General features: G+C 68.2%; 18 protein-coding genes. 8 read left to right on the plus strand and 10 right to left on the minus strand.

Features of this window, described 5'->3' with window-relative positions:
• The first annotated feature begins 20 nt into the window (after positions 1–20).
• Genes RIA68_05480 through RIA68_05495 form a run of 4 tightly spaced genes read left to right on the plus strand, consistent with a single transcriptional unit; the run spans position 21 to position 6,887 of the window.
• A complete protein-coding gene (locus tag RIA68_05480) occupies positions 21–833 on the plus strand; it encodes an alpha/beta fold hydrolase (GenBank protein ID MEQ8316887.1) in 813 nt (270 codons plus the stop codon).
• Positions 830–2,296 carry an MFS transporter gene (locus tag RIA68_05485; GenBank protein ID MEQ8316888.1) on the plus strand — a complete coding sequence of 489 codons (1,467 nt, stop codon included), beginning with the start codon at positions 830–832 and terminating at the stop codon, positions 2,294–2,296. Before RIA68_05480 ends, RIA68_05485 begins: the two co-directional genes overlap by 4 nt.
• Before the next feature lie 50 nt (positions 2,297–2,346).
• Positions 2,347–5,541 carry an amidohydrolase family protein gene (locus RIA68_05490; protein ID MEQ8316889.1) on the plus strand — a complete coding sequence of 1,065 codons (3,195 nt, stop codon included), beginning with the start codon at positions 2,347–2,349 and terminating at the stop codon, positions 5,539–5,541.
• Positions 5,541–6,887: an amidohydrolase family protein gene (locus RIA68_05495; protein ID MEQ8316890.1), complete on the plus strand. Its 1,347-nt coding sequence runs from the start codon at positions 5,541–5,543 to the stop codon at positions 6,885–6,887. The genes RIA68_05490 and RIA68_05495 overlap by 1 nt, the downstream gene beginning before the upstream one ends.
• A 6-nt stretch (positions 6,888–6,893) precedes the next feature.
• Here RIA68_05495 and RIA68_05500 read toward each other — a convergent pair whose 3' ends face one another.
• Positions 6,894–7,478 carry a hypothetical protein gene (locus RIA68_05500; protein MEQ8316891.1) on the minus strand — a complete coding sequence of 195 codons (585 nt, stop codon included), beginning with the start codon at positions 7,476–7,478 and terminating at the stop codon, positions 6,894–6,896.
• Positions 7,479–7,497: 19 nt separating this feature from the next.
• Between RIA68_05500 and RIA68_05505 the strand changes: the two genes are divergently transcribed.
• Positions 7,498–8,871, plus strand: a complete 1,374-nt coding sequence (locus RIA68_05505) for an aminotransferase class V-fold PLP-dependent enzyme (protein ID MEQ8316892.1) — start codon at positions 7,498–7,500, stop codon at positions 8,869–8,871.
• Positions 8,868–9,407: a cysteine dioxygenase family protein gene (locus RIA68_05510; GenBank protein ID MEQ8316893.1), complete on the plus strand. Its 540-nt coding sequence runs from the start codon at positions 8,868–8,870 to the stop codon at positions 9,405–9,407. Before RIA68_05505 ends, RIA68_05510 begins: the two co-directional genes overlap by 4 nt.
• Before the next feature lie 13 nt (positions 9,408–9,420).
• Here RIA68_05510 and RIA68_05515 read toward each other — a convergent pair whose 3' ends face one another.
• Together RIA68_05515 and RIA68_05520 are read right to left on the minus strand one after the other, a co-directional pair.
• Complete coding sequence (locus RIA68_05515) at positions 9,421–10,383, minus strand: hypothetical protein (GenBank protein MEQ8316894.1); 963 nt, start codon at positions 10,381–10,383, stop codon at positions 9,421–9,423.
• Between the two features lie 28 nt (positions 10,384–10,411).
• Positions 10,412–11,101 carry a hypothetical protein gene (locus tag RIA68_05520; GenBank protein ID MEQ8316895.1) on the minus strand — a complete coding sequence of 230 codons (690 nt, stop codon included), beginning with the start codon at positions 11,099–11,101 and terminating at the stop codon, positions 10,412–10,414.
• Positions 11,102–11,277: 176 nt separating this feature from the next.
• Between RIA68_05520 and RIA68_05525 the strand changes: the two genes are divergently transcribed.
• Together RIA68_05525 and RIA68_05530 are read left to right on the plus strand one after the other, a co-directional pair.
• A complete protein-coding gene (locus RIA68_05525; protein MEQ8316896.1) occupies positions 11,278–12,084 on the plus strand; it encodes a PEP-CTERM sorting domain-containing protein in 807 nt (268 codons plus the stop codon).
• A 98-nt stretch (positions 12,085–12,182) separates the two neighbouring features.
• Positions 12,183–12,956 (plus strand): NAD-dependent deacylase, encoded by a 774-nt coding sequence (locus tag RIA68_05530; protein MEQ8316897.1) that lies wholly within the window; start codon positions 12,183–12,185, stop codon positions 12,954–12,956.
• Here the strand turns inward: RIA68_05530 and RIA68_05535 are convergent.
• The 7 genes from RIA68_05535 to RIA68_05565 all read right to left on the minus strand — a co-directional run bounded on the left by RIA68_05535 (position 12,953) and on the right by RIA68_05565 (position 22,102).
• Positions 12,953–13,924, minus strand: a complete 972-nt coding sequence (locus RIA68_05535; protein MEQ8316898.1) for an SDR family oxidoreductase — start codon at positions 13,922–13,924, stop codon at positions 12,953–12,955. The genes RIA68_05530 and RIA68_05535 overlap by 4 nt on opposite strands.
• Complete coding sequence (locus RIA68_05540) at positions 13,921–14,946, minus strand: NAD-dependent epimerase/dehydratase family protein (GenBank protein ID MEQ8316899.1); 1,026 nt, start codon at positions 14,944–14,946, stop codon at positions 13,921–13,923. Before RIA68_05540 ends, RIA68_05535 begins: the two co-directional genes overlap by 4 nt.
• A gap of 37 nt (positions 14,947–14,983) precedes the next feature.
• The gene (locus RIA68_05545; protein MEQ8316900.1) at positions 14,984–15,709 is read right to left on the minus strand and encodes a LysM peptidoglycan-binding domain-containing protein; all 726 of its coding nucleotides are present in this window, start codon (positions 15,707–15,709) and stop codon (positions 14,984–14,986) included.
• On the minus strand, positions 15,710–19,279 hold the full coding sequence (gene secD, locus RIA68_05550) for a protein translocase subunit SecD (GenBank protein MEQ8316901.1): 3,570 nt from the start codon (positions 19,277–19,279) through the stop codon (positions 15,710–15,712).
• Between the two features lie 66 nt (positions 19,280–19,345).
• Positions 19,346–19,888, minus strand: a complete 543-nt coding sequence (gene yajC, locus RIA68_05555; protein MEQ8316902.1) for a preprotein translocase subunit YajC — start codon at positions 19,886–19,888, stop codon at positions 19,346–19,348.
• A gap of 48 nt (positions 19,889–19,936) precedes the next feature.
• On the minus strand, positions 19,937–21,202 hold the full coding sequence (locus RIA68_05560) for a tRNA guanosine(34) transglycosylase Tgt (protein MEQ8316903.1): 1,266 nt from the start codon (positions 21,200–21,202) through the stop codon (positions 19,937–19,939).
• A 3-nt stretch (positions 21,203–21,205) separates the two neighbouring features.
• The gene (locus RIA68_05565; protein ID MEQ8316904.1) at positions 21,206–22,102 is read right to left on the minus strand and encodes a rhomboid family intramembrane serine protease; all 897 of its coding nucleotides are present in this window, start codon (positions 22,100–22,102) and stop codon (positions 21,206–21,208) included.
• Positions 22,103–22,129 lie beyond the last annotated feature (27 nt).

A 22,129-nucleotide genomic window follows, 5' to 3' on the forward strand; every position in this document is an offset into this window, starting at 1 on the left:
TGGGCTCGTACCCGGGGTCGATGCTGAAGCTGGCCCGTGCGCTCGAGGAGCGGACGCGGTTCGAGACGCTTGCGGGCGGCGTGCCGGCGCTGATCGCTCACCCGGATTGGGAGGCCCGCGCCCCGCTGGTGCTGTGGATGCACGGGCGGACGAGCCGCAAGGAGATCGACTCGGGTCGCTACCTGCGGCTGATCCGGGCGGGCATCGCCGTGTGTGCGATCGACCTGCCGGGGCACGGCGATCGGAGCGAGGCGCGGCTGCAGGACGCCGAGGGAACGGTCGAGATGCTCGCGGCGGCGCTGCCGGAGGTCGACCGGGTGCTCGAGTCGCTGCTGGGTGGACCGCACGGGGCGATGTTCGATGGCGGAAGACTCGGCATCGGCGGCATCTCGGCGGGCGGCATGGTGACGCTACGTCGGCTGTGCGAGCCGCACGGCTTCGCGTGCGCCGCGGTCGAGGCGACGACGGGGTGGCTCGAGGGGCTGTACTTCCCCGAGGGCGGCGGCGAGGGCCGCTGGCCCGTGGACCATGCGCGCGAGGCGGTCGAGGCCGTCGACCCGATGGCGCACCTGGACGGATTCGAGCCGCTGCCGCTTCTTGCGCTGCACAGCCAAGCGGATGAATTGGTGCCGTTCTCGGTACAGGATCGATTCATCGGGCGGTTGCGCGATCATTACGAGGCGAAGGGCGCCGATCCCGAGCTCGTGGAGTTGACCACCTGGGCCGAAACGGGCGCGCCGCAGGAGCACCTGGGCTTCGGGCGATTCTCGAATGAAGCGAAGAACCTGCAGGTCGAGTTCTTTCAGAAACGCCTGCTGGGCAGCGCATCGTGAAGCTCAACCCGTTCCATGGCCTGCCCAACCGCAAGGAGGTGTGGGCGTGGGGCATGTTCGACTTTGCCAATCAGAGCTTCACGCTGCTGATCATCACCCTGTTGTTCAGCGTGTACGTGACGCGGGTGGTCGTGCCGCAGCCGGTGCTCGATGGGGCGGTGGCCGAGCAGGTCGAGCGGATCCTGAGTAATGAGCTCGAGAAGGAAGCCGCGCCGGCCGAGGTTCAAGATGCCTACGACCGCGTGCAGGAGGCCGAGGCGAGCGGGAAGCTCGCCTGGTCGCTGATGCAGGGAACGTCGCTGCTGATCGTGGTGCTCGTCAGCCCGTTCGTTGGAGCGTGGGGCGATATCCGCGGCCGGCGCAAGCTCGTCTTGATGAGTACGGGTGTGGCGTGCGGCGTGCTGACGTGCATGCTGGGGTTCGTGGGGCCGGGCATGGTCATCCTGGCGGCGGCGCTCTACATACCCGCAAACATCTGCTACCAGGTGGGCGAGAACTTCCTGGCGTCGTTCCTGCCGAGCGTTTCGACGCGGCGGACGATCGGGCGTGTGAGCGCGATTGGCTGGACGATGGGCTACGTGGGCGCCCTGTCGCTGCTGGCGATCGTGCTGGGCATGATGCTGGCATTCGGGCTGCAGGACCCCGGTCGCTGGCGTGTGTTCTTCGTGTTCGCGGGGGTGTGGTTCCTGCTGGGCATCATCGCGCCGGGGGTGATCCTGAAGAAGGACTGTCGGCCGGCGATCGAGGCGGTTGACCCGTTGCGAGAGGCCGTGCGGCGGGTGCGCAAGTCGCTGGCCGGCGCCGGTCAGTTCGGCGAGCTCCGGCGGTTCCTGATTGCCTTCCTGGTATACGGGTTCGGGGTGCAGACGTTCATCGCCTTCGCGGCGATCATCGCGCGGGACTTTAACTTCACCGACGAGCTGCTGGTCGTGTTTACGGCTCAGTTGACCATCACGGCGGGCATCGCGGCGGTGGTGACCAGCACGTTCCAGGATCGTGTTGGTGCGAAGGTGACGGTGCTGTTCTACCTGGGCGTGTGGGTGGTGAGCTGCCTGGCGATGGTGGCGATGAGCATCGTCTGGCCGCACGGCGGGCCACAATGGCCGGTGTGGGTCGTGGGCAACGGGCTTGGCTTCGGGCTGGGGGGCATCGGGACGGCGTCGAGGTCGATGGTCGGCCGGCTGACGCCCGAGCACCGGACGGCCGAGTTCTTCGGGCTCTGGGGCATGGTGTACAAGTTTGCTGGCGCGGTGGGCGTGCTCGGGTTCGGCATCGTGGCCCGATTTGCTGGCGAGACCGCGTCGTTGCTGCTGCTGGCGGGCTTCTTCGCGGGCGGCTTGCTGCTGACGCTCCGCGTGCACGAGACGCGGGGCGTGCGGCAGGCTCGGAAGGCCGAGCGGAGCTTTGCGCTCGAATCCGGCGTCTCGCCCAGGGCGAGCGAGCGGCCGAATTCACAGGACTGATCGGGGAAAACGCGTCCGCCCGGGCACCCGCGTCTTGCTATGCTGGCGGCATGAACACATCCCTGCGATCTGCCGTCCGGCGCGTGCTGGCTGTCGGCCTGATGCTCGTGGGCGGCGCGGCCTTGGCCCAGCCCACCCAGCAAACGACGAGCGATTCTCCCCTAGCCGACCGACCGAACGGACCGCGGCACGCCGAGCCTGCGCGGTTCGCGCTGGTGGGCGGCACGGTGCACGCGAGGGCGGGCGAGGCGCCGTTCGAGGGCACCGTGTACATCGAGCACGGGCGGATCACGCTGGTCGATCGGCAGGGCGGCGAGCCGCCGGCGGGGTTCGCGATCATCGACGCGAGCGGGCTGCACTTGTACCCGGCGTTCGTCGAGGCGTATTACGAGGTCGACGCACCGTCGCCGGGCGAACCGGGATCTCCGGGCGTGCACTGGAGCAGCCTGGTCACGCCGCAGCGCTCTGCGCTCGACGCGGCGTGGATCGATTCGGGCGCTCGCTCGAGCCTTCGTAAGCTGGGCTTCGGCGCCGTCGGCATCGCGCCGGGCAGCGGCATCCTTCGTGGCTCGAACGCCGTGATCTCGCTTGGCGAGCCGTCCGACGACGCGAGCGGGTACCGGCCGTTGGTGCTCAGCGACTCGGTCGGGCAGGTGGTTGCATTCGAGAGCAGCGGCTGGGGCAGCCGCGCGTATCCGACGAGCCAGATGGGCTCGATTGCGCTCGTGCGGCAGACCTTGCTTGACGCGCAATGGCAGGCCTCGCAGGACGACGTAGCGAAGAACGCGCTGACGCCGCTCGAGGACGGCGAGGTGGCGCTGTGGTTCGACGTGCCGGGCGAGCTCGAGGCGCTGCGCGGCGTTTCGATGGCGCGGGAGTTCAATCGACCGGCGGTGATCGTCGGCAGCGGCAGCGAGTATCAGCGGCTCGACGCCTTTGCGCGGGCGGCCGAGGACGGCGCGCTCGCGATGATCGTTCCGTTGCGGTTCCCCAAGGCGCCGAGGGTGAAGGCGATCGCCGACACCGAGGCGATCGATCTCAACACGCTCATGGAGTGGGAGCAGGCGCCCACGAACGCCCGGCGGTTGCAGGACGCGGGCTTCGACATCGTGCTGACCAGCAGCAAGATCCCCAGCGGCATCGGCGGGCGGGGCGGCTTCCACAAGCTGCTGCGGCAAGCCATCGAGATGGGTTTGAGCGAGGACGACGCGCTCGCGGCTCTGACGACGCGGCCGGCGGACCTGTTGGGCGTGTCGAGCGAGGTCGGACAAATCGCGCCCGACATGCTGGGCAACGTCATCGTCGCGACGGGGCCGATCTTCGAGAAGGACACGACGATCCTCGACGTGTGGGTCGAAGGTCGCCGCCACCAGATCAACCTGCCCAAGCTCGAAACGCTCGAGGGCACGTGGGAGCTCACGCTCGCCGGCCGATTCCGGCTCGATCTGGCCGTCGATGACAAGGGCAAGGGCACGATCACCGACCCCGTGGCCGAGGTTGCCGAGGGCGAGGACCAGCCCAGCACGAAGGCCGTGCTCGATCGCACCGCCGACACGCTGACGGTGCTATTCGACCACGAGCCGTTCGGCATGCCGGGCGTGTTCACGCTGACGGGCACGGTGGTTGGCGACGAGATGGTGGGCGCGGGCGCCCGGCCGGATGGCGTGGCGTTCGAGTTTACGGGCTCGCGCGCCGCATCCGAGGACGAGGACGAGACCGCGGACGAAGAAGCGATGGACGAGGAAGATGCTGACCTGCCGCCCCAAGACCTGGGCGGATATCCGTTCGGCGCGTACTCGGTCGCTGCGATCCCCGAGCAGGGCTCGGTGCTGATCACCAACGCCACCATCTGGACGGTGAGCGACCGGGGCATCATCGATCGCGGGTGGATTGCGATCAATGACGGCAAGGTCGCCGCGATCGGTCAGGGCGATGCCCCGAGCCGGCGCGATGCGATCGTGATCGATGCCCGGGGCAAGCACGTGACGCCCGGCCTGATCGACGCCCACAGCCACACGGGTACGTGGACGGCCGGGACCAACGAGAGCGGCCAGGCCGTGACCGCCGAGGTGCGCATGGGCGACACGACCGACCCCAACCCCGTGAACTGGTACCGCCAGCTCGCAGGCGGGGTCACGACCGTGAACACGCTGCACGGCTCGGCCAACCCCATCGGCGGGCAGAACGTGATCCAGAAGGTCCGCTGGGGGTCGGTGCACCCGACCGACATGCACTTCGAGGGCGCCAAGCCCGGCATCAAGTTCGCGTTGGGCGAAAACGTGAAGCAGAGCAACTGGGGCAGCACCTTCACCGGTCGCTACCCGCAGACTCGGATGGGCGTGGAGACGCTGATCCGCGACCGGTTCGTCGCGGCGCGTGAGTACGCAGCCAACGGAATGAAGACCGAGAGCGGCCGGACCGACACCGAGCTCGAAGCACTCGCCGAGATCCTTGCGGGCGAGCGGCTGATTCACTGCCACAGCTACCGGCAGGACGAGATCCTGATGCTGTGCCGCGTGGCCGAGGAGTTCGGCTTCAAGATCGGTACGTTCCAGCACGGGCTGGAGTGCTACAAGGTGGCCGAGGCGGTGCGGGAGCACTCGATCGGCGCGAGCCTGTTCAGCGACTGGTGGGCGTACAAGGTCGAGGTGCAGGACGCCATCCCGTACGCCGGCCCCATTCTGCACGAGGCGGGCGTGAACGTCAGCTTCAACAGCGACAGCGACGAGCTCGCGCGGCGGATGAACGTCGAGGCGGCCAAGGCCGTGAAGTACGGCGGGCTGTCGCCCGAAGAGGCGATCAGGTTCGTGACGATCAATCCGGCGATCCAGCTCGCCATCGACGATCGCGTGGGCTCGCTCGAGGCCGGCAAGGACGCGGACCTGGTGATCTGGAGCGGCGACCCGCTCTCGACGATGAGCCGGGCCGAGCGGGTGTACGTGGACGGGCGGGAGTACTTCAGCCTGGAGCAGGACAAGGCCCACCGCGATCGGATCGCCAGCGAGCGTGAGCGGCTGATCCAGAAGCTGATGCGTGAGCAAGCCAAGCTGCCCGAACAGGAAGACGAACCCGAGCCGGAGAACGGAACCGACGAGGCAGAGGACGACGAAGATCCCGGCCGCCGAGGCGTGTACGCGTGGTTCTACGGGCACGACGGACGTGGCGGCGCTGGCGCAAGCCTGTGCGGCGCGTGCGGCGTCATCCCCGCCGAGTACTTCGAGATGATGGAACGGGAGGCCCGCTGATGCGCACTGCTATCACGACGCTGACGACCCTCGCGCTGGCGGCCGCCGGCATGGCCCAGGACCTCACGCCCCGCGGCGAGGTGCCCGATCACCCGATCGCCATCACGGGCGCGACCATCCACACGATGGTCGAGGGCGAGGCGCCGATCGAGGACGGCTGGGTGATGTTCGAGGACGGCGAGATCACGGGCGTGGGCTCTGGCGAGCGCATGTTCATCGCCACGACGCGGATCATCGACGGTACCGGGATGCACGTGTATCCGGGGATGATCGCGGCCATCACGCGGCTGGGGTTAACCGAGATCGGCTCGGTCCGGGCCATGCGCGACTACAGCGAGACCGGCAGCGTGAAGCCGGAGGTGCGGGCCGTGGTGGCCGTCAACCCCGACTCGACGCTGCTGCCGGTGGCGCGGAGCAACGGCATCCTGCTTGCAGGCACGTTCCCCACCGGCGGGCTCGTGAGCGGGCAGGCGGGCGTGATCAAGCTCGATGGCTGGACGTGGGAGGACATGACCGCCAACGCCAACGCGGGCATCATCCTGAATTGGCCGAGCGTGCGAGATCGGCACCGTCCCTTCGGCGGAGGGCAGTCGCTCTCGGCCAACGACGTGCGCGAGCGGATCGGCCGCATCGATGCGCTCTTCGACACGGCGGAGGCCTACCGCGATGCGCGGGCTGCCGACCCTGCAACGCCCGTCGATCTGCGAATGGAAGCCATGCAGAGCCTCCTGCCCAGCGCCGAAGAGCAGACGCCGGTGATCATCAACGCCGACAGCGTCGAGCGCATCCAGTCGGCCGTGACGTGGGCGGCCGGGCGCGGGCTGGAGGTGATCATCCAGGGCGGCCGTGATGCACCGCTACTGGCCGAACTTCTGAAGAAGCACGACGTGGCGGTCATCGTCGAGGGCGTGCACAACTTCCCGAGGCGCGGCGACGCGGACTACGACGAGGCGTTCACGCTGCCCGCACGGCTCGATGCGGCGGGCGTGCGGTGGTGCCTGGCGCCGGGCAACGTCGACGAGAACGTTCGCAACCTGCCGTACGAGGCGGCGATGGCCGTGGCGTACGGCCGCGACCTGGGCTTCGACGAGGCCGACGCGATGGCGTCGATCACGCGCGACGCGGCGCAGATCCTGGGCATCGGCGACGAGTACGGCACCATCGAGGCCGGCAAGAGCGCGACGCTCATCCTGACCGATGGCACGCCGCTGGAGATGACCAGCAGCATCGAGGCGGCGTACATCGATGGGGCCCGCGTCGACCTGAGCAACAAGCAGACGGTACTTCGGGATCGATACCGCGAGAAGTACCGCCGGCAGGGAATCATCGACGACGAAGGCAACTAGGCAGACTCAGCCCGGCGCGAGCACGAAGTCGTTGCTGGCGACGACTTCTTCGCCATTGGCCATGGTCGCTCGATAGACCACGCGGATGGTGAGCCGCCCGGCGAAGCTGCGGTAGGCGACGCCGCCGTCCAGGCGTGCGGCCTCGAGCTCTTCGAGGGCTCGGGGCAGCCATTCCGGCATCGCCGATTGGGGGACTTCGAGCACGTAGGTGCGCGTGACGTTGTCATAATGGCTGCGATTGGTCGCCAGGTCGTTGAGATTGATCTGTTCCCACGCCACCGGCTCGATGCGGTCGCCGTCGACTTCGCCGTCGGCGAGCAACTGCACCTGTACCTGGCCCAGGCCCTTGACCTGATCTTCCCAGGCATCGAGGAACAAGAAGTGCACGCGGAGTCGCCAGTCGCCCTCGCGAGACTCTGCCGCACGCGTGAGCGGGTGTACGAGGACGCGATTGGGTACGAACGGGTAGTCGGGCGGCGTCTCGTTCCACAGGCCCGTCTTCCAGGGCTCGTCGGGCGTGGCGCACCCGGAGAGGCCCGCGGCGCAGGCGGCGAGGATCAGGAGGCTCGTTGCGAGACGCCGGACGATCACGCCGCAACGATACCCGCGTATGGCACACCACGGACGGCATCAGAACCACTTGCGCACGCCTCCGGCGGCCGACCCGCTGGCACGCTGGTGGATTCATGAGCCCGGCGTGACCTTCCTCAACCACGGATCGTTCGGCGGGTGCCCGCAGGCGGTGCTCGAGACCCAGGCGGCCTGGCGGGCGCGGCTCGAGGGCGAGCCGGTGCGGTTCTTCGCCGAAGACCTCTTCGACCTGATCGACTGGGTCCGCGACGACGTGGCCCGGTTCGTTGGATGCGACCGGGGCGGGCTGGTGTTCGTCCCGAACGCGACGACCGGGGTCGCCACCGCGATCCACAACCTCATCGCCAGCGGGCAGGCGGCCGAGGGCAGCCAGGTGCTGCTGACCGACCACGAGTACCCGGCGTGCGCGAACAACCTCCGAAACATGGCCGGAGCGGCGGGGCTGGAGGTCGTGACGGCGAAACTGCCCTTCCCGGGCGCGACGCCGCAGGGTGTGGTCGACGCGGTGCTGGCGGCCGTGACCGAGCGCACGAGGATTGCGCTGCTCAGCCACATCACGAGCGCCAGTGCCATGGTGCTTCCGGTTGCCGAGCTCGTGGCAGAGCTGGAAGGCCGCGGCGTCCGCGTAATCGTTGATGGCGCGCACGCGCCGGGTCACGTCGACCTCGACATTGAGTCGCTCTCGCCGAGCTACTACGCGGCGAACCTGCACAAGTGGGTGTGCTCGCCCAAGGGCTCGGCCATCCTGTGGGTACACCCCGAGCAGCGGGCAAGGTGCCGGCCCATGATCCTGTCGAACCTCGCGGACAAGCCGATCGAGGGCCGTCCGCACCTGCACACCGAGTTCGACTACGTGGGGACGAATGATCCGACGTCGGTGCTGGCGGTGCCGGCGGCGATCCGGATCATGGCGGCAATCGCGACCGATCGGCACGCCCGTCGCTACCCAGCCAAAGCGTTCGATCTCGATCCGGCAGGCCTCGACGAGGCCTGGCACCAGATACGCACACGCAACCATGATCGTGCAGTAGACGGCCAGCGCACCGTGAGCAACGCCCTTGGGACCGAGTCGCCGGCTCCCGCGTCGATGATCGGCTGCATCGCGATGATCGAGTTGCCGATGGCGGATGCGGACGCCTGGGGGCAGCTCTCGGGGCGGCCGACGCGGTACGCCGACGCGTTGCAGGATCGGCTCATCGCCGGCTGGGGCATCCAGGTTCCGGTACTGCACCCGATTGCGAGCGAGACCGCCGGCGTTCCGAGACGTTTCGTGAGGATTTCGGCCCAGTTGTTCAACAGCCCGGCTCAGTATGCGTACCTGGCCGAGGCCCTGCAAGCTGAACTATCCGGCGAACGCGGTGAGGCACCGTATACTGACTCTGCAGCATCATGAGCACGCCCCAAACCACCTGCACCGTGACGCCGAAGCTTGCCGACCTCGTCGGCTACCTGGCGTCGCTGCGCGAGCGGGCCGACCTGGGCGAGCTCGAGCGACACCTGGCGGCCCTCGACCTGACGCGGCACGACATTGCTCCGGCGTGCGTCTTCGGCACGCGTGGCTATCGGCGCAACACGATCGCACGCGGGCAGTGGTACGAGCTTCTGGCCCTGTGCTGGCGGAGCGGCGATTGCACGCCGATCCACGACCACGAGGGCTCGAGCTGTGCGTTCAAGGTCATCGAAGGTCGCGGGACCGAGATTCGCTACGAGCCGACCGAGTGCGGCAAGGTGTGCCCCACGGGCCGGCGGATGCTCGAGCCCGGCACCGTGTGCGCCGCCGAGGACGACGACATCCATCAGGTCGCCAACATGCAGGCCAAGGGCGTCGACCTCATCACGCTGCACATCTATTCGCCGCCCATCAAGCAAATGGGCACGTACGACTTCGCAACCGGCGAGGTGACCCAGGCGAGCCCGGACGAGGTCTAAAGCTCCTGCCGGGTCATGCCAGCCCGACCGCGGCGTGCAGCTCCCGCAGCAGGCTTGCCGCGCGGGCGTGCGGCACGCTGTGCAGCACGATGGCGTCCGGCTCGTCGTCGGCGCCCGGCCCGAGGGCGGCGTGCGCTTCGTCTCGGACGTTGGCGGGCAGGTCTCGGCCGATGAGGGCGATCGTTGATCCGGTGTCGTGGCGGCTACTGGCGCACGCGATCGGGCCGGCGGGCCAGGCGTCGGCTTCGACGAGCGTGCCCTCGCCGGCGAGGGCGGCGTGGCGGACGCGGACGGGCAGGCGGGCGGCCTGGGCCATCTCGGCGGCATCGATCGCAAGCACGCGGGCCCCGTGCCGCGAGAGCGCTGTCATCGCGGGCCAGGCGAGCGTCTCGATGCGGCGGGCCTCGGGCACGATCGCGGGGTCGGCGGTCATGACGCCCAGCGTGTCGGTGTAGATCTCGCAGAGATCGGCGCCGAGCGTGACGGCGAGCGCGACGGCGGTGGTGTCCGACCCGCCGCGGCCGATGGTTGCGCGGTCGCCCGAGTCGAGCTCGCCCTGGAAGCCCGCGACGACGGCGATACGACCCTGGCTGAGCACCGACTCGATCCGGCTGGTGTCGATTCGGCCGATGCGGCTGCGGCCGTGCGGACCGTCGACCGAGATGCCGGCCTGCCGCGCATCGAGGCCGACCGCCGTTCCGCCCAGGGCATTGATGGCGATCGCGGTGAGGGCGACGGACACTTGCTCGCCGGCGGCCAGTAACTGGTCGAGTTCGCGCGCGGGCGGGCTCGCGTCGATCTCCATCGCGGTGCGCAGGAGGGCGTCGGTCGTGCGCCCCATGGCCGACACGACGACCGCCACGCGATCGCCCGTACGAGCCGCATCGACGGCTCGCTGCGCGCAAAGCCGGATGCGGCCGGCGTCGGAGACCGACGTGCCGCCGAACTTCTGTACAATGAGCCGCGGCCCGTTCACGGCTCGGTCGCTGGGCGGGCGCTCGTGCTCATCGCGATGCAGCGAGCTCGGCGTCGATCGACCAGCCCAAGGACTCGAGGGCACCACACCAGCGGTCGCGCAGGGCGTTGGCTCGGTCGGCGACGGCTGGGTCCTTTGCCCGCTTTCCTGCCGCGACCTCCCACCACCACGCCCGCCAGATCGGAACATCGAGATCGAGGGCGAGCTCGGCGACCTGGGCGTCGCTCAGGTCCATCAGCGGTGTCTGCACCTCGAACACGCCGACCCCGTGCTCGGACGCATCGAGCGTGACCAGACGCGAGATCAGCAGTGCCCGGTCGAGTTCTCGGGCGAGGCGATCCACGGTCGGCACCTCGTCGACGCCCAGGGGCTTCTCGGCATCGAACGCGCCGGCCTGCCAGGGGCAGACCAGGACGCCGTAGCCGTTGGCCATGCCATGGTGGACCGCCTCGGTGAGGTATCGGGTCCGGCGCGCTCCGGCGGTCAGGGCGGCCGGCGCAACGGCCGGGAAGTCGACGCACTCGGCCGCCTGAGACTCGGCGAGCGAGCGGATGCGAGCAGAGACGCCTTCGGCGTGGTCGGCGGCGACCGGAGCCGCCAGGACGCCGCAGGAGCCGGCCGAACCCAGGGCGTCCTGGGTCAGGCTCAGCGCGACCATGCCGGGCAGGTCACCGTCGCACAGCACGAGGGTTTTCTTGGGGGTGGAGGGTTGTGGCATGGTGTGATTATCGGCAAGCCGGCACCCGTGGGCTGTCGTACGGGGGCCGCGAGGTTCTGGCGGCCGGCGTTGCCAGGGTTTGGCTCAGTATTTTTTCTGGTTTTGCTGGCCCGGGCCCGGTCTTGGGGCATGTTGAAGGTGCGTCTCTAACCAGAGAAGAGAGCGGGAGATAGATGATGAAGACACCAAACATGACCCTGATGCTCGCTGCGGGCGTGGCTTTTTCGGCCTCGCACGCCGCGATGGCTCAGTATGACACGGGCGATGCCTGGCATCGTGCCAGCGATTGGGTGCCCGGTGCGGTGCCCGGCGGCACCGTGTTCAACCCCGGCCCCGGCTTCGACGGCGTGGGCGTGTGGCAGTACGAGTACGCCCAGGGCGGTGACGGCCTGAGCGGCGACAGCCCCTGGTACACCCAGGAGACCACGCTCCTCAACTGGGACAACAACTGGTGGGGCCACGGCTTCGGCACGTGGAGCAAGGGCAACGACGCCAACCCGCCCATCCGCCAGGGCAAGATGACCCACAACCTCGTCGGCACGATCTACGACGAAGCCCCGATCGTCCGCTGGATGCTGCCTGCCGGCACGCCCGAGCTGATGGTCGACATCGACGGCCAGTTCGACGTGCTGTGGACGGGCAACGAGTTCCGCGGAAGCGACATGGACGTCGAGCTCGTGATCGCTCGCGAGAGCGCCTCGGGGCAGTTCGACGTCCTGTTCAGCGACGTGCTCAGCAAGCCGACTTCGGGCGTGAGCATCGGCGACACCGCGAGCTCGATGGTCGATCTGTCGGACGTGATGCTCGTCGATGGTGATTCGCTCGTGATCTCGGGCCGCGGCGTGTCGAGCGTCGGATGGACCGAGGGCCGCTGGCTCGACATCAGCGATGACCTGACGATCACGGTCGTCCCGATCCCCGCGCCGGCCTCGCTCGCGCTGCTCGGCCTCGGTGGCCTCGCGGCCGTCCGCCGCCGCCGCTAGGGCTCAGGCCCGCTCCGCTCTCCTGGGGGCGCAACAAACCCACCAAAAGCCCCGGGCTGGATTCGTCCAGGCCGGGGCTTTCCTTCTATTCTCGCTCCATGACGATCGACGCCGACGGAACGGATCTGAACGCGGTTGCCGGGCTCGTCCGCGATGCCCGCCGCATCGCCGTGCTCACCGGCGCCGGCGTGTCGGCCGAGAGCGGCATCGAGACCTTTCGGCAGCCGCAGACCGGGCTGTGGGCTCGGTACGACCCGATGGAGTTGGCAAGCATCGGCGCTCTCGAGCGCGACCCGGAGATGGTCACCCAGTGGTATCACTGGCGGTTCTCGAAGTGTGCCGACGCCAAGCCGAACGCGGGACACGAGTCGCTCGCACGGCTGCAGTCGATCAAGCGCGAGCGTGGCGGCGACGTCGACGTGATCACGCAGAACATCGATGGGCTGCACCAGGCCGGCGGCGCCAAGGACGTCATCGAATTGCACGGCTCGATCCTGCGGTGGCGCTGCCAGGACACGGGCAGCACGCGCCCGATCGAGGAGGTGGACTTCTCGCGGTTCCCGCCGCGGTCGGAGGCTGGTGGCGTGCTGCGACCCGACATCGTGCTGTTCGGCGAGATGCTTCCGACCGAGGCCATCGAGGCCGCCGAGCGTGCAGTCATGTCGTGCGACTTGTTCCTGACGATCGGCACGAGCGCCGTGGTTTATCCGGCGGCAGGGTACATCGACCTGGCGATCTCGCGGGGCGTGCCAAGCATCGAGATCAACCCCGACGCGACGCCCATGACCGGCTCGGTAACGCATGCGCTCCGCGGGGCAAGCGGTGTCGTGCTGCTAGAACTGCTTCGCCGTAGCGGGGTCGAGCGTGCCTAGTAGTTCGGCGTTGGCGCCCGGAAGCCGTCGATGTCGATCGAGCGAAAGTACTCGATGGTCTTCTCGAGGCCCTCGCGGAGAGCGACCGTCGGCTGCCAATCGAGCTTCTGCTTGGCCAGCGTGATGTCTGGTTGGCGTTGCTTCGGGTCGTCGACGACGGCGTCACGGTGGACGATCTTGGACTTGGAGCCGCTCAGCTCGATGACCAGCTCGGCGAGTTGAAGGATGGTGAATTCGCCGGGATTACCGATGTTGACCGGGCCCGGGAAGTCATCGGGCCCGTGCATCATCCGGTAGATGCCCTCGACCAGGTCATCGACGTACTGGAAGCTGCGCGTTTGCGAGCCGTCGCCGTAGACGGTCAGGTCTTCGCCCTGCAGGGCCTGGCGGATGAAGTTCGAGACCACGCGGCCATCGTGCGGGTGCATGCGTGGGCCGTAGGTGTTGAAGATGCGGACGACCTTGATGTTGACGCCGTTGTGGCGGTGGTAGTCGAAGAAGAGCGTCTCGGCGGCGCGCTTGCCCTCGTCGTAGCAGGCACGTGGGCCGATCGGGTTGACGGCGCCCCGGTAGCTCTCGGGCTGGGGGTGGACCTCCGGGTCGCCGTAGACCTCGCTGGTCGAGGCCTGGAGCACGGTGGCGTTGCAGCGCTTTGCCATGCCCAGCAGGTGGATGGCGCCTAGCACGCTGGTCTTCATGGTCTTGATCGGGTTGTACTGGTAGTGACCCGGCGCGGCAGGGCAGGCGAGGTTGTAAATGTCGTCGACCTCGAGCCACAGGGGGTGGGTCACGTCGTGGCGGATGAGCTCGAAGTTCGGCCGATCGAGCAGGTGCGCGATCGTGCTCTTCTGGCTCGTGAAGAAGTTGTCGACGCAGATGACGTCCTGGCCCTCGTTGACGAGGCGCTCGCACAGGTGCGAGCCGACGAAGCCGGCGCCGCCGGTCACGAGGATGCGACGGATGCTCAAGGTCGTACTCCCGCTCGATCGTGTTGGTGCCTGAGGTACGCCGCGTAGGCCTCGATCGCTCGCACCGGGTCGTGCCGAGGCTCGAAGCCCAGGCCCCGCGCGGTCTGGCTCATGTCGGCGAGCGTGTAGTCCTGGTAGAACCGGCGGACGCTCTCGGGCATGTCGAAGTATTCGGTGGCCAGCTCGGTCTCGCCGAGGCCGAGCCCGCGGCGGACGGCGTCGGCGAGGTCGTTGAAGGTGGTCGGCCTGCCGCTGCCCAGGTTGTAGATGCCCGGCGTTGGCTTCCTGAAGTCGCCCAGCCCGAGGCCCGCGAGTACGCACTCGACCACGTCGTCGACGTAGACCTGGTCTCGCGCCTGGTCGCCGGGCGTGAACAGCCGCGGAGCGGTGCCGGCCAGCATCTGCTGCGCAAGCTTGTAGGCCATCGAGGCCATCGGGCCCTTGTTTGATTCTCCGGGTCCGAAGACGTTGAAGAAGCGCAGGCCGACGACGTGAGCATTCGGATCCCGGGCGTGCACGCGGCGGTGCGTGTTCTCCATCACCCACTTGCTGAACCCGTAGATGTTGTCGGGCTTGCCTGCGGCTTCGAGCGGGAAGGCGACGCGCTCGGCCGCCTGCGGCGGCGTGCCGTACGTCGCGGCGCTGCTCGCGTAGACCAGCCGGTGGCCGGCTTCGAGCACCGACTCGAGCAAGCCGTCCCATGCAGGGCCGGCGTTCTCGTCGAGCATCTGGGCTTGATCCTCGACGGTTGTGTCGGTGATGGCGGCCATGTGGACGATGCCCACGGCGCGGGAACCAAGCAGGGTGTGCAGGTAGGTCCAGTCCTGGGCGATGACCTCGCAGGAGACCGCGCCGAGGTCGTGGCGTTCGTAGGCCTCGACGAGGTTGCGGAACGAGCCCAGGCGAAAATCATCGATGCAGATGACGTGGGCATCGGGCCTGAACTTCGAGAGTGCGGCGCAGCAGTTCGAGCCCACGAAGCCGGCCCCGCCGGTAACGATGTAGGTAGATGGCTCGCTCATGAGGCCAAGGGTAGGTCGGCCCCTCGACAATTTCGGGCTATTCGGGCCTCTCGGGGATGTGCAGCACCTGGCCGGCGCGGATGCCACGGATCGACTTCAGGCCCAATCGCTCGCGATTGAAGGCGTAGATGAACTCGGCGTAGCGCGTGGTCTCGTAGTGCATGCGGGAGATGCCGCCCATGGTGTCCCCCTTCTGCACGAGGTACTCGGTGTAGCCGGCGGGTGGCGGTTCGGCGGGCGGAGCCTCGGCTGGGTTGCCTTCGCCGTCGACGAGCACGCCCTGGATGTTGTCGGGATCAACCGGCACGCGCCAGACCTGATCGGGCGCCAGGCGGCTGGGATCCTTGAATGGATTGGCCTGGGCGATGATGGGCGCCTTGGACTTGTCGCCGTAGTAGCGGCTGGCGATGTCGCCCAAGTTGCGATCGCTGGCGGTCGTGGTGTACAAGTGAAACCGCGGAGGCAGCACGCCGAGCTCGCCCAAATCGTGCACGATCGGATCGACGATGATCGGCTCAGGATCGGCGGGAACCTCTGGGACGACGGGTTCGAGGCTCGCGGCGTCAGCGAGTCCAACCGACTCGGTCGCCTCGGCTTCGTCTTCCCCGGCATCGGCCGTCTCCGCCGTGCTTGCCATCACCACCGGCGCCTCGCGGTGCACGGGCCAGAGCCAATACACGGCATTCCAGAGGCCCGCGAGTGCCAGCAGGCCGATGGCGGTCTGCTTGAACGTGCCCTGGTTGCCGCCGGTGCCGTCGCCCATTTACTCAGTCATCGGCTTGTCCGGGCTCTGGGCTGTCGTCGAGCCCGGCTGCGGGCCCGAGAACGGGTTGGCGTCGCCCGAACCATCGCCACCACCGGCACCCTTGCTGGAAGGATCGGCCTTGCTCGACCACACGAGCGGCGCGGCGACGGCCACCGACGAGTACGTACCCACCATCACGCCGATCAGCAGCACGTAGGCGAACGGACGCAGCCCCTCGCCACCAGCAAAGTAGAGCACGGCCACGGCGAACAGCGTGGTGCCCGAGGTGATGACCGTTCGGCTGAGGGTCTGGTTGATGGAGAGATTCACGACCCGGCGGTTGGCGTAGGGCAGCTTGCCGCGGTTCTCGCGGATGCGGTCCATGATGATGATCGTGTCGTTCAGCGAGTAGCCGATGATCGTCAGCAGCGCGGCCACCGTGTTCAGGTCGATGCGGAAGGGCAGCACGCTGAAGAAGCTCGCGACGCGGGCACCGGTGGGGAATTCGTAGACGAGCTCGGCCAGCGCGATCATGCCGAGGGCCAGGAGCACGTCGTGGGCCAGGGCCGTCAGGGCGACGAGCGAGTAGCGGACCGAACCGAATCGCACCCAGATGTAGATCGTGATGAGCACGAAGCTGATGACCACCGCGAAGATCGCGCGGCCGCGGAACTCCTCGGCGATGGCCGGGCTGAAGTTGCTGACGCTCGCCAGCGTGGTCGACGTGGTGAGCGCCTCACGGACGAGCTGCCACTCGAGCTGGCCGACGTCCTGCCACCAGCGATCGCGATCGCTGAAGTAGCTGGTCATCGGATCGATGGTCAGGAGCACGGCGGACCGCACGCTCTGATCGTCGTAGCTCTCGAGCACGCGGAGCTCGCGGGGACGGCCGAGGGTCGAGGAGAAGTCGGACTTGCCGCGCAGGAGATCGAGGCGCTGCTCGATCTGCTCGAGTGTCTGGCCCTGGCTGATGTTCTCCAGCACGAGTGCGGCGCCGCCGACGTAGCCGTCGACCTCGTCGCGGTACTGCGGCCGGCCGATGTGCGAGCCGAGCGGCGTCGGCCCGGTGATCGGGTACACCGGCCCCCGGCGGGCGTCGGTCACGTCGGCCTGGTCGAACGTCACCGCTGCCTGGACGTCGAGGACGTCTTCGAAGGCTACGGCGAGTGCGTCCTGTACCTCGTCGGAGTTGGTCGCCAGGGTCTTGATCTGGAACGTATCGCTCGTAACGCCGTCGTCATCGGGGTCGAGCGGCACGATGTCGGCCTGCTCGAGCAGCTTGAGCTGGCTGCCTTCTGACGCTTCTTCGGCCACGAGCATGATCCGGTCTTCGACGTCCTGCCGCGTGAGCATGAAGCGCTCGCCGGCCGGGTCGTCGCCGAATCGCAGCACGACCTGGGTGCCGCCGACGAACTCGGTATCGAGCATGCGGTCGCGCTGGTTGATGATGAGTGCCACGCTGGTCAGGACCGCCAGCAGTGAGATCGACCAGAAGACGTATCGCCCGCTGATCCAGTTGATCTTGGGCTCGAGCACGCGGTCGATCACGGGAATGGCCGTCGCGAGCATCGAGGTGCTCCGCCGGCCCAGGGCCTTGAGATCGAGGTCGTCGATCAGAACCGAAAGCAGCAATCGGCTGACGATCAGCGCCGAGATCATGGTGCAGACGACGCCCACGCCCAGCGTGATGGCAAAGCCCTTCACCTCTTGCGTGCCCACACCCACGAGCACGACGCAGACGATGAGGTTGGTCACGTTGCCGTCGACGATGGCGGACAGGGCCCGCTGGTAGCCCAGCTTGGCCGACTGGGCCAGGTCGAGGCCGTTGCGCAGCTCCTCACGGATGCGCTCGAAGATGAGCACGTTGGCGTCGACGGCCATGCCGAAGGTCAGCACGACGCCGGCGATGCCGGGCATGGTGAAGGCCGACTGGTTGAGCGCCATGGCGCCCAGGATCAGGGCGGCGTTGCAGCCCAGGGCGATGACCGCGATGACGCCGTACGTGAAGTAGTACAGCAGCATGAAGATGCTGACGGCGATGAGCGCGTAGATGCCGGCCTGCAGGCCGCTCTCGAGATTGTCCTGGCCCAGGCTGGGGCCGATGGTGTTCTCGCTGATTGGCTCGGGGCTCAGGCGGGCCTGGAGCGCGCCGGCGTTCAAGATCTGGATGATGTCGCGGAGTTCTTCGAGCGAGAAGTCGCCCGAGATGCTGCCGCTGGTCGAGATGCGGCCGCGCAGCACGGGGGCGGTGATGATGCGGTCGTCGAGGATGACCGCCATGTTGTCGCCCACGTGCTCGCCGGTGAGCTCGCCCAGGCGCTGGCCGCCGAGCGTGTCCATGTTGAAGACGATGTTGTTGCGGCCGATCTCGTCGCGGCCCATGAAGGCGCGGGAGACCTGCCACTCGCCTTCGGCGCTGGTCAGGCGGTTGCCCAGCTGGTCCCACACGAGCATCCAGTACATGCCGTCGTAGGGCTCGACCACGAAGCCGCGAGAGGCAAAGAACGACACCGGGTCGGCTTCGAGCGATTCGGCCTGGGCCAGCGTGTCGAACCACGACTCGACCTTGGCCAGCCGGAGCCAGACGGCGCCCTCGGGGCTCGAGTTCCGCGGACCGACCTCGCGCAGCTCTTCGCGCAGGGCGCTCTCGTCGGCGCGGCTGTTGGCCTCGACGGTGATGCGGAAGTCCAGCTCACCCGAGCCACGGAGCAGCCGCTTGAGGTCCTGGGGGTCGTCGAGCGAGCGGCGCTCGGTCGTGTAGATCTCGTAGACCTCGAGCACGCGCTCGAGCTCGGCCTGCAGCGAGCTCTGGCCCTGCCCGTCGGCCGGGGCGGCCCGCTCCATGAGCGACTCCCACGCCCGTTCGAAGGGGCTGGGAAGCTCGACGACCTCGTTGATCTCCGAGTCGATCTTGCGCGTCGGCTGGCGGCTGAACTCCAGCACGCGGCGCACCTCGGCGGGCGTGATCGAGAGCTTGAGCGCCTCGGCCCGCTTGTCGTCGTAGTCGAGCGACGCGAGCGCCGCCTCGGTCTCTGCCTGGTCGATGGCTTCCTCGTCGGGCGCTTCCTGGCCCAGCAGGTCGCGGTAGGCCTGCTCGGCGGACACGAGCCGGTCGTAGGCCTCGGCCGCGGCCTGCAGGCGGTCGGCCAACTCGGGGCTGCTCTGGCGGAACTCCTCGATGGCGGCCGTGCGGACCTGGGCCTCCTCGCCCATGAGTCGCTCGAAGCGCACGGGATCGATGGTGTACTGCTCGATGCGCAGGAGCTCGGCCTCGAAGTCTCGGCGGAGCTGCTTGACGTTCTCGGTGGGCAGCGGCATCGTGATCTCGAGGCGGTCTCGCCCCACCGGCACGATGCTGATGTCCATCTGGTTGCCGGGATCGATGCGCTCGCCCAGCACCGTCGCGAGCTGGTTGAGGATCTCCTGGGCGTTCTGCCCGGGCTCGATCTGCACGGCGTAGGTGAGCGTGACGCCGCCGGCGAGGTCCTTGCCCAGGCGCAGCTTCTCGTTGGGGGGCATGAAGCCCCAGATCGCGAAGGCGAGCATCGCCATCGCCAGCAGGCCCCATCCCAATCGGTTACGCATCATGTGTCGCGATTCCTCGTCGAACGTGCTCGCTCGCCCGCCGGGCGGACGCGGCCGGTCTTGCTCTTATCAGGGGTTGGAAGCTTGCGTCTCGGTCTCGGTCTCGGTCTCGGCCTCGGCAGCAGCGGTCTCGGTTTCGTTGGAGCCGCCTCGCGACGAGATGACCTGCTGGATGGCGCTGCGCGCAAAGCGCACGCGGTTCTGGCCGGCGTCGTCGACCTTGAGCACCACCTCGTCGGTGCGCACCTCGGCGACGACGCCGATGATGCCGCCGATGGTCTGGACCTTGTCGTTGCGCTTGAGGGCGTCAAGCATGCCCTGGCGCTCGCGCTGCTCACGCTTCTGCCGGCGGCCGCTGGTGAAGATCATGACCACCAGGAAGACGCCCATGCCCAGCATGAGGATCAAGATGGGATCGAAGCCCTGCGAACCGCTTTGCGTCGCGGGAGGGTTGGCGCCGCCCTGGGAGCCAGCGGCGCCCTGGCCCGTGGTCGCCCCACCACCGGCCGGCGTCTCGCCCGCGAGCGGCGAGGCATCCTGATAGGCCAGGATCGTCGAAAGGCTCGTGAGGTGGGTCGAGGGAAGAGAATTCGGTAGAAGCAGGCCTTCCACGGTCGCGCGGTCCTATTCGTTGCTGGGCCCGGCAGAACGCCGGGCGGATCAAACCTCGCCGCCGTCGGACGGACCGACGCGGGGGGCATGGTAAGCGGCCTGCGGGATGCCCGCCGCCGCCGATGGCCAGCGATCCGCGAAGCCGGCCCAGTCGTCGCTGGCGATCGTGGCCCGCAGGTCGGCCATCAGCCGCTGGTAGAACCGCAGGTTGTGCAGCGAGACCAGGATGGGTCCCAGCATCTCCTGCGACATGAACAGATGCCTGACATAGGCCCGACTGGCCGGGCGCCCGTGAATCGGACGGCAGGCCGGGCAGTCGCAGCCCGGCTCGAGAGGCTCGGGGTCCTCAGCAAACCTCGCATTCCGCAGCCGGATCTGGCCCTCCGGAACGAACGCGTTGGCGTTGCGGCCGTTCCTGCCCGGCAGCACGCAGTCGAACATGTCCACGCCCGCGCACACGGCGGCGACGATGTCCCTGGGGTAGCCCACGCCCATGAGGTACCTCGGCCTGGCCTCGGGCAGCAGCGGCGCGGTGAAGCGCACGATGCGGGCGATGTCCTCGCTGGTTTCCCCCACGCTGACGCCGCCGATGGCGTAGCCGGGCAGGTCGACGTTGGTCACGTGCTCGGCCGACCAGCGGCGGGCGGCTTCGTCGGTGCCGCCCTGGACGATGCCGAAGAGGGCCTGGGTGTCGGCCTTGGCGTGGGCGGCCTTGCAACGCTCGAGCCAGCGGATGGTGCGCTCGTTGGCGATCTTCAGCCTGGCGGCGTGGTCGTAGTGGCCCCTGATGCGGTCGCGCTCGTGGGCGGCCTGGAGCTTGAGGCGGGTCTGCGAGACCGGGCCCTCGCCCAGGTCGACCGCGGGCGGGCAGTCATCGAAGGCCATGATGATGTCGGCGCCGATCTTGTTCTGGATGTCCATCGACGCCTCGGGCGTCATGCGGAGCTTGCGGCCGTCGATGATCGATCGGAACGTCACGCCGTCCTCGTCGATGGCGTTGGTGTCGGCCATCGAGTAGGCCTGGTAGCCGCCCGAGTCGGTGAGGATCGGGCCGTCCCAGCCCATGAATCGGTGGGCGCCGCCGAACCGGTCGATGAGCTCGGGGCCCGGCCGCAGCCAGAGGTGGTAGGCGTTGTTGAGCACGACCTCGGCCCCGACCTGGCGGAGTTGCTCGTTGGTCACGCCGCGCACGGTGGCGCGCGTACCGACGGTCATGAACGCCGGCGTCTGGAACTCACCGTGCGGCGTCGCCACGACGCCCACTCTGCCCGCCGTGGCTCGACTGCGGCGCCCGATGTCGAACGAGATGGCCATGGGCTAGCCGCGACGCTGCCGGTCGGTGGCCTGCCGGAGGACGGCCTTCTCGGCATCGGTCAGGCTTCCCAGGCCCGAGGCCTGGACCTTGTCGAGCACGCGGTCGACCTCCCGCTGCGAGACGCTCGGCGCTCGTCCTCGCGGACGTCCGCCACGCTTGGGTGGCTTTGGCTTGCGCGAGTCTCCGAGCACGTCGAAGAAATCGATGAGGTGGTGGGTGTTGCGGATGAAGTAGAAGCCGGCGATGGCGCCACCGAGGTGGGCGGCCTCGCCGCCAGCGTTATTGCTGCCGATCAGTAGCATGACCAGCGCCAGCGCCACGAACCCGTATGCGAAGAACTTCATCTTCATCGGGATGGGCGGGAAGAGCAACTGCACGGTGGAGTTGGGCGCGATGTAGGCACACGCCATGACCACGCCGAACACGCCGGCCGACGCGCCGATGAGCGGCGTGGCCGGGTCGTTCATGAGCAGGCCGGGAACCTGGAGCCCGAGCACCCCGCCCAGCAGGTTTAGCAGCAGGTACATCAGCCCGCCGAAGATGCCGCAGACGAGGTAGAAGGCCAGGAACTTCTTGGGCCCGAGCTGGTCTTCGACGAGGCGTCCGAGGAACCAGATGCCCATCATGTTGAACGCCAGGTGGATGAAGCTGCCGTGCAGGAACTGAAAGGTCAGAAAACGCCAGAAGCCGAGCTGGAAGATGGCTTCAGTGGTCGAGAAGTGGCCCCACGTGAAGAACGCGGCCCACACGCCGGGCGCGACGTACGCAATGAGGTGGATGATGACGTTGACGGCGATGAGCAGCGTGCACATCGAGAATGGCAGCCCGCCCGAGCGGCCCGGCCTCAGCCCCGGGGGCGCCTGATCGCCTCGCATGTACGTTCGGTCGTGCAGCCCCATGTTGCGGTGGTCGTCCTTGCTCGCTCG

The sequence above is a fragment of the Phycisphaerales bacterium genome, from assembly GCA_040217175.1.
Lineage (GTDB): Bacteria > Planctomycetota > Phycisphaerae > Phycisphaerales > UBA1924 > JAHCJI01.

What these genes read in the sequence shown, in the direction of transcription:
- RIA68_05530 (MEQ8316897.1), top strand. Translation starts at nt 12,183, where the DNA reads ATGACGATCGACGCCGACGGAACGGATCTGAACGCGGTTGCCGGGCTC.
- RIA68_05490 (MEQ8316889.1), top strand. Translation starts at nt 2,347, where the DNA reads ATGAACACATCCCTGCGATCTGCCGTCCGGCGCGTGCTGGCTGTCGGC.
- RIA68_05540 (MEQ8316899.1), bottom strand. Translation starts at nt 14,946, where the DNA reads ATGAGCGAGCCATCTACCTACATCGTTACCGGCGGGGCCGGCTTCGTG.
- RIA68_05525 (MEQ8316896.1), top strand. Translation starts at nt 11,278, where the DNA reads ATGAAGACACCAAACATGACCCTGATGCTCGCTGCGGGCGTGGCTTTT.
- RIA68_05510 (MEQ8316893.1), top strand. Translation starts at nt 8,868, where the DNA reads ATGAGCACGCCCCAAACCACCTGCACCGTGACGCCGAAGCTTGCCGAC.
- RIA68_05480 (MEQ8316887.1), top strand. Translation starts at nt 21, where the DNA reads ATGCTGAAGCTGGCCCGTGCGCTCGAGGAGCGGACGCGGTTCGAGACG.
- RIA68_05495 (MEQ8316890.1), top strand. Translation starts at nt 5,541, where the DNA reads ATGCGCACTGCTATCACGACGCTGACGACCCTCGCGCTGGCGGCCGCC.
- RIA68_05545 (MEQ8316900.1), bottom strand. Translation starts at nt 15,709, where the DNA reads ATGGGCGACGGCACCGGCGGCAACCAGGGCACGTTCAAGCAGACCGCC.
- RIA68_05520 (MEQ8316895.1), bottom strand. Translation starts at nt 11,101, where the DNA reads ATGCCACAACCCTCCACCCCCAAGAAAACCCTCGTGCTGTGCGACGGT.
- RIA68_05565 (MEQ8316904.1), bottom strand. Translation starts at nt 22,102, where the DNA reads ATGGGGCTGCACGACCGAACGTACATGCGAGGCGATCAGGCGCCCCCG.
- RIA68_05560 (MEQ8316903.1), bottom strand. Translation starts at nt 21,202, where the DNA reads ATGGCCATCTCGTTCGACATCGGGCGCCGCAGTCGAGCCACGGCGGGC.
- secD (MEQ8316901.1), bottom strand. Translation starts at nt 19,279, where the DNA reads ATGATGCGTAACCGATTGGGATGGGGCCTGCTGGCGATGGCGATGCTC.
- RIA68_05505 (MEQ8316892.1), top strand. Translation starts at nt 7,498, where the DNA reads ATGGCACACCACGGACGGCATCAGAACCACTTGCGCACGCCTCCGGCG.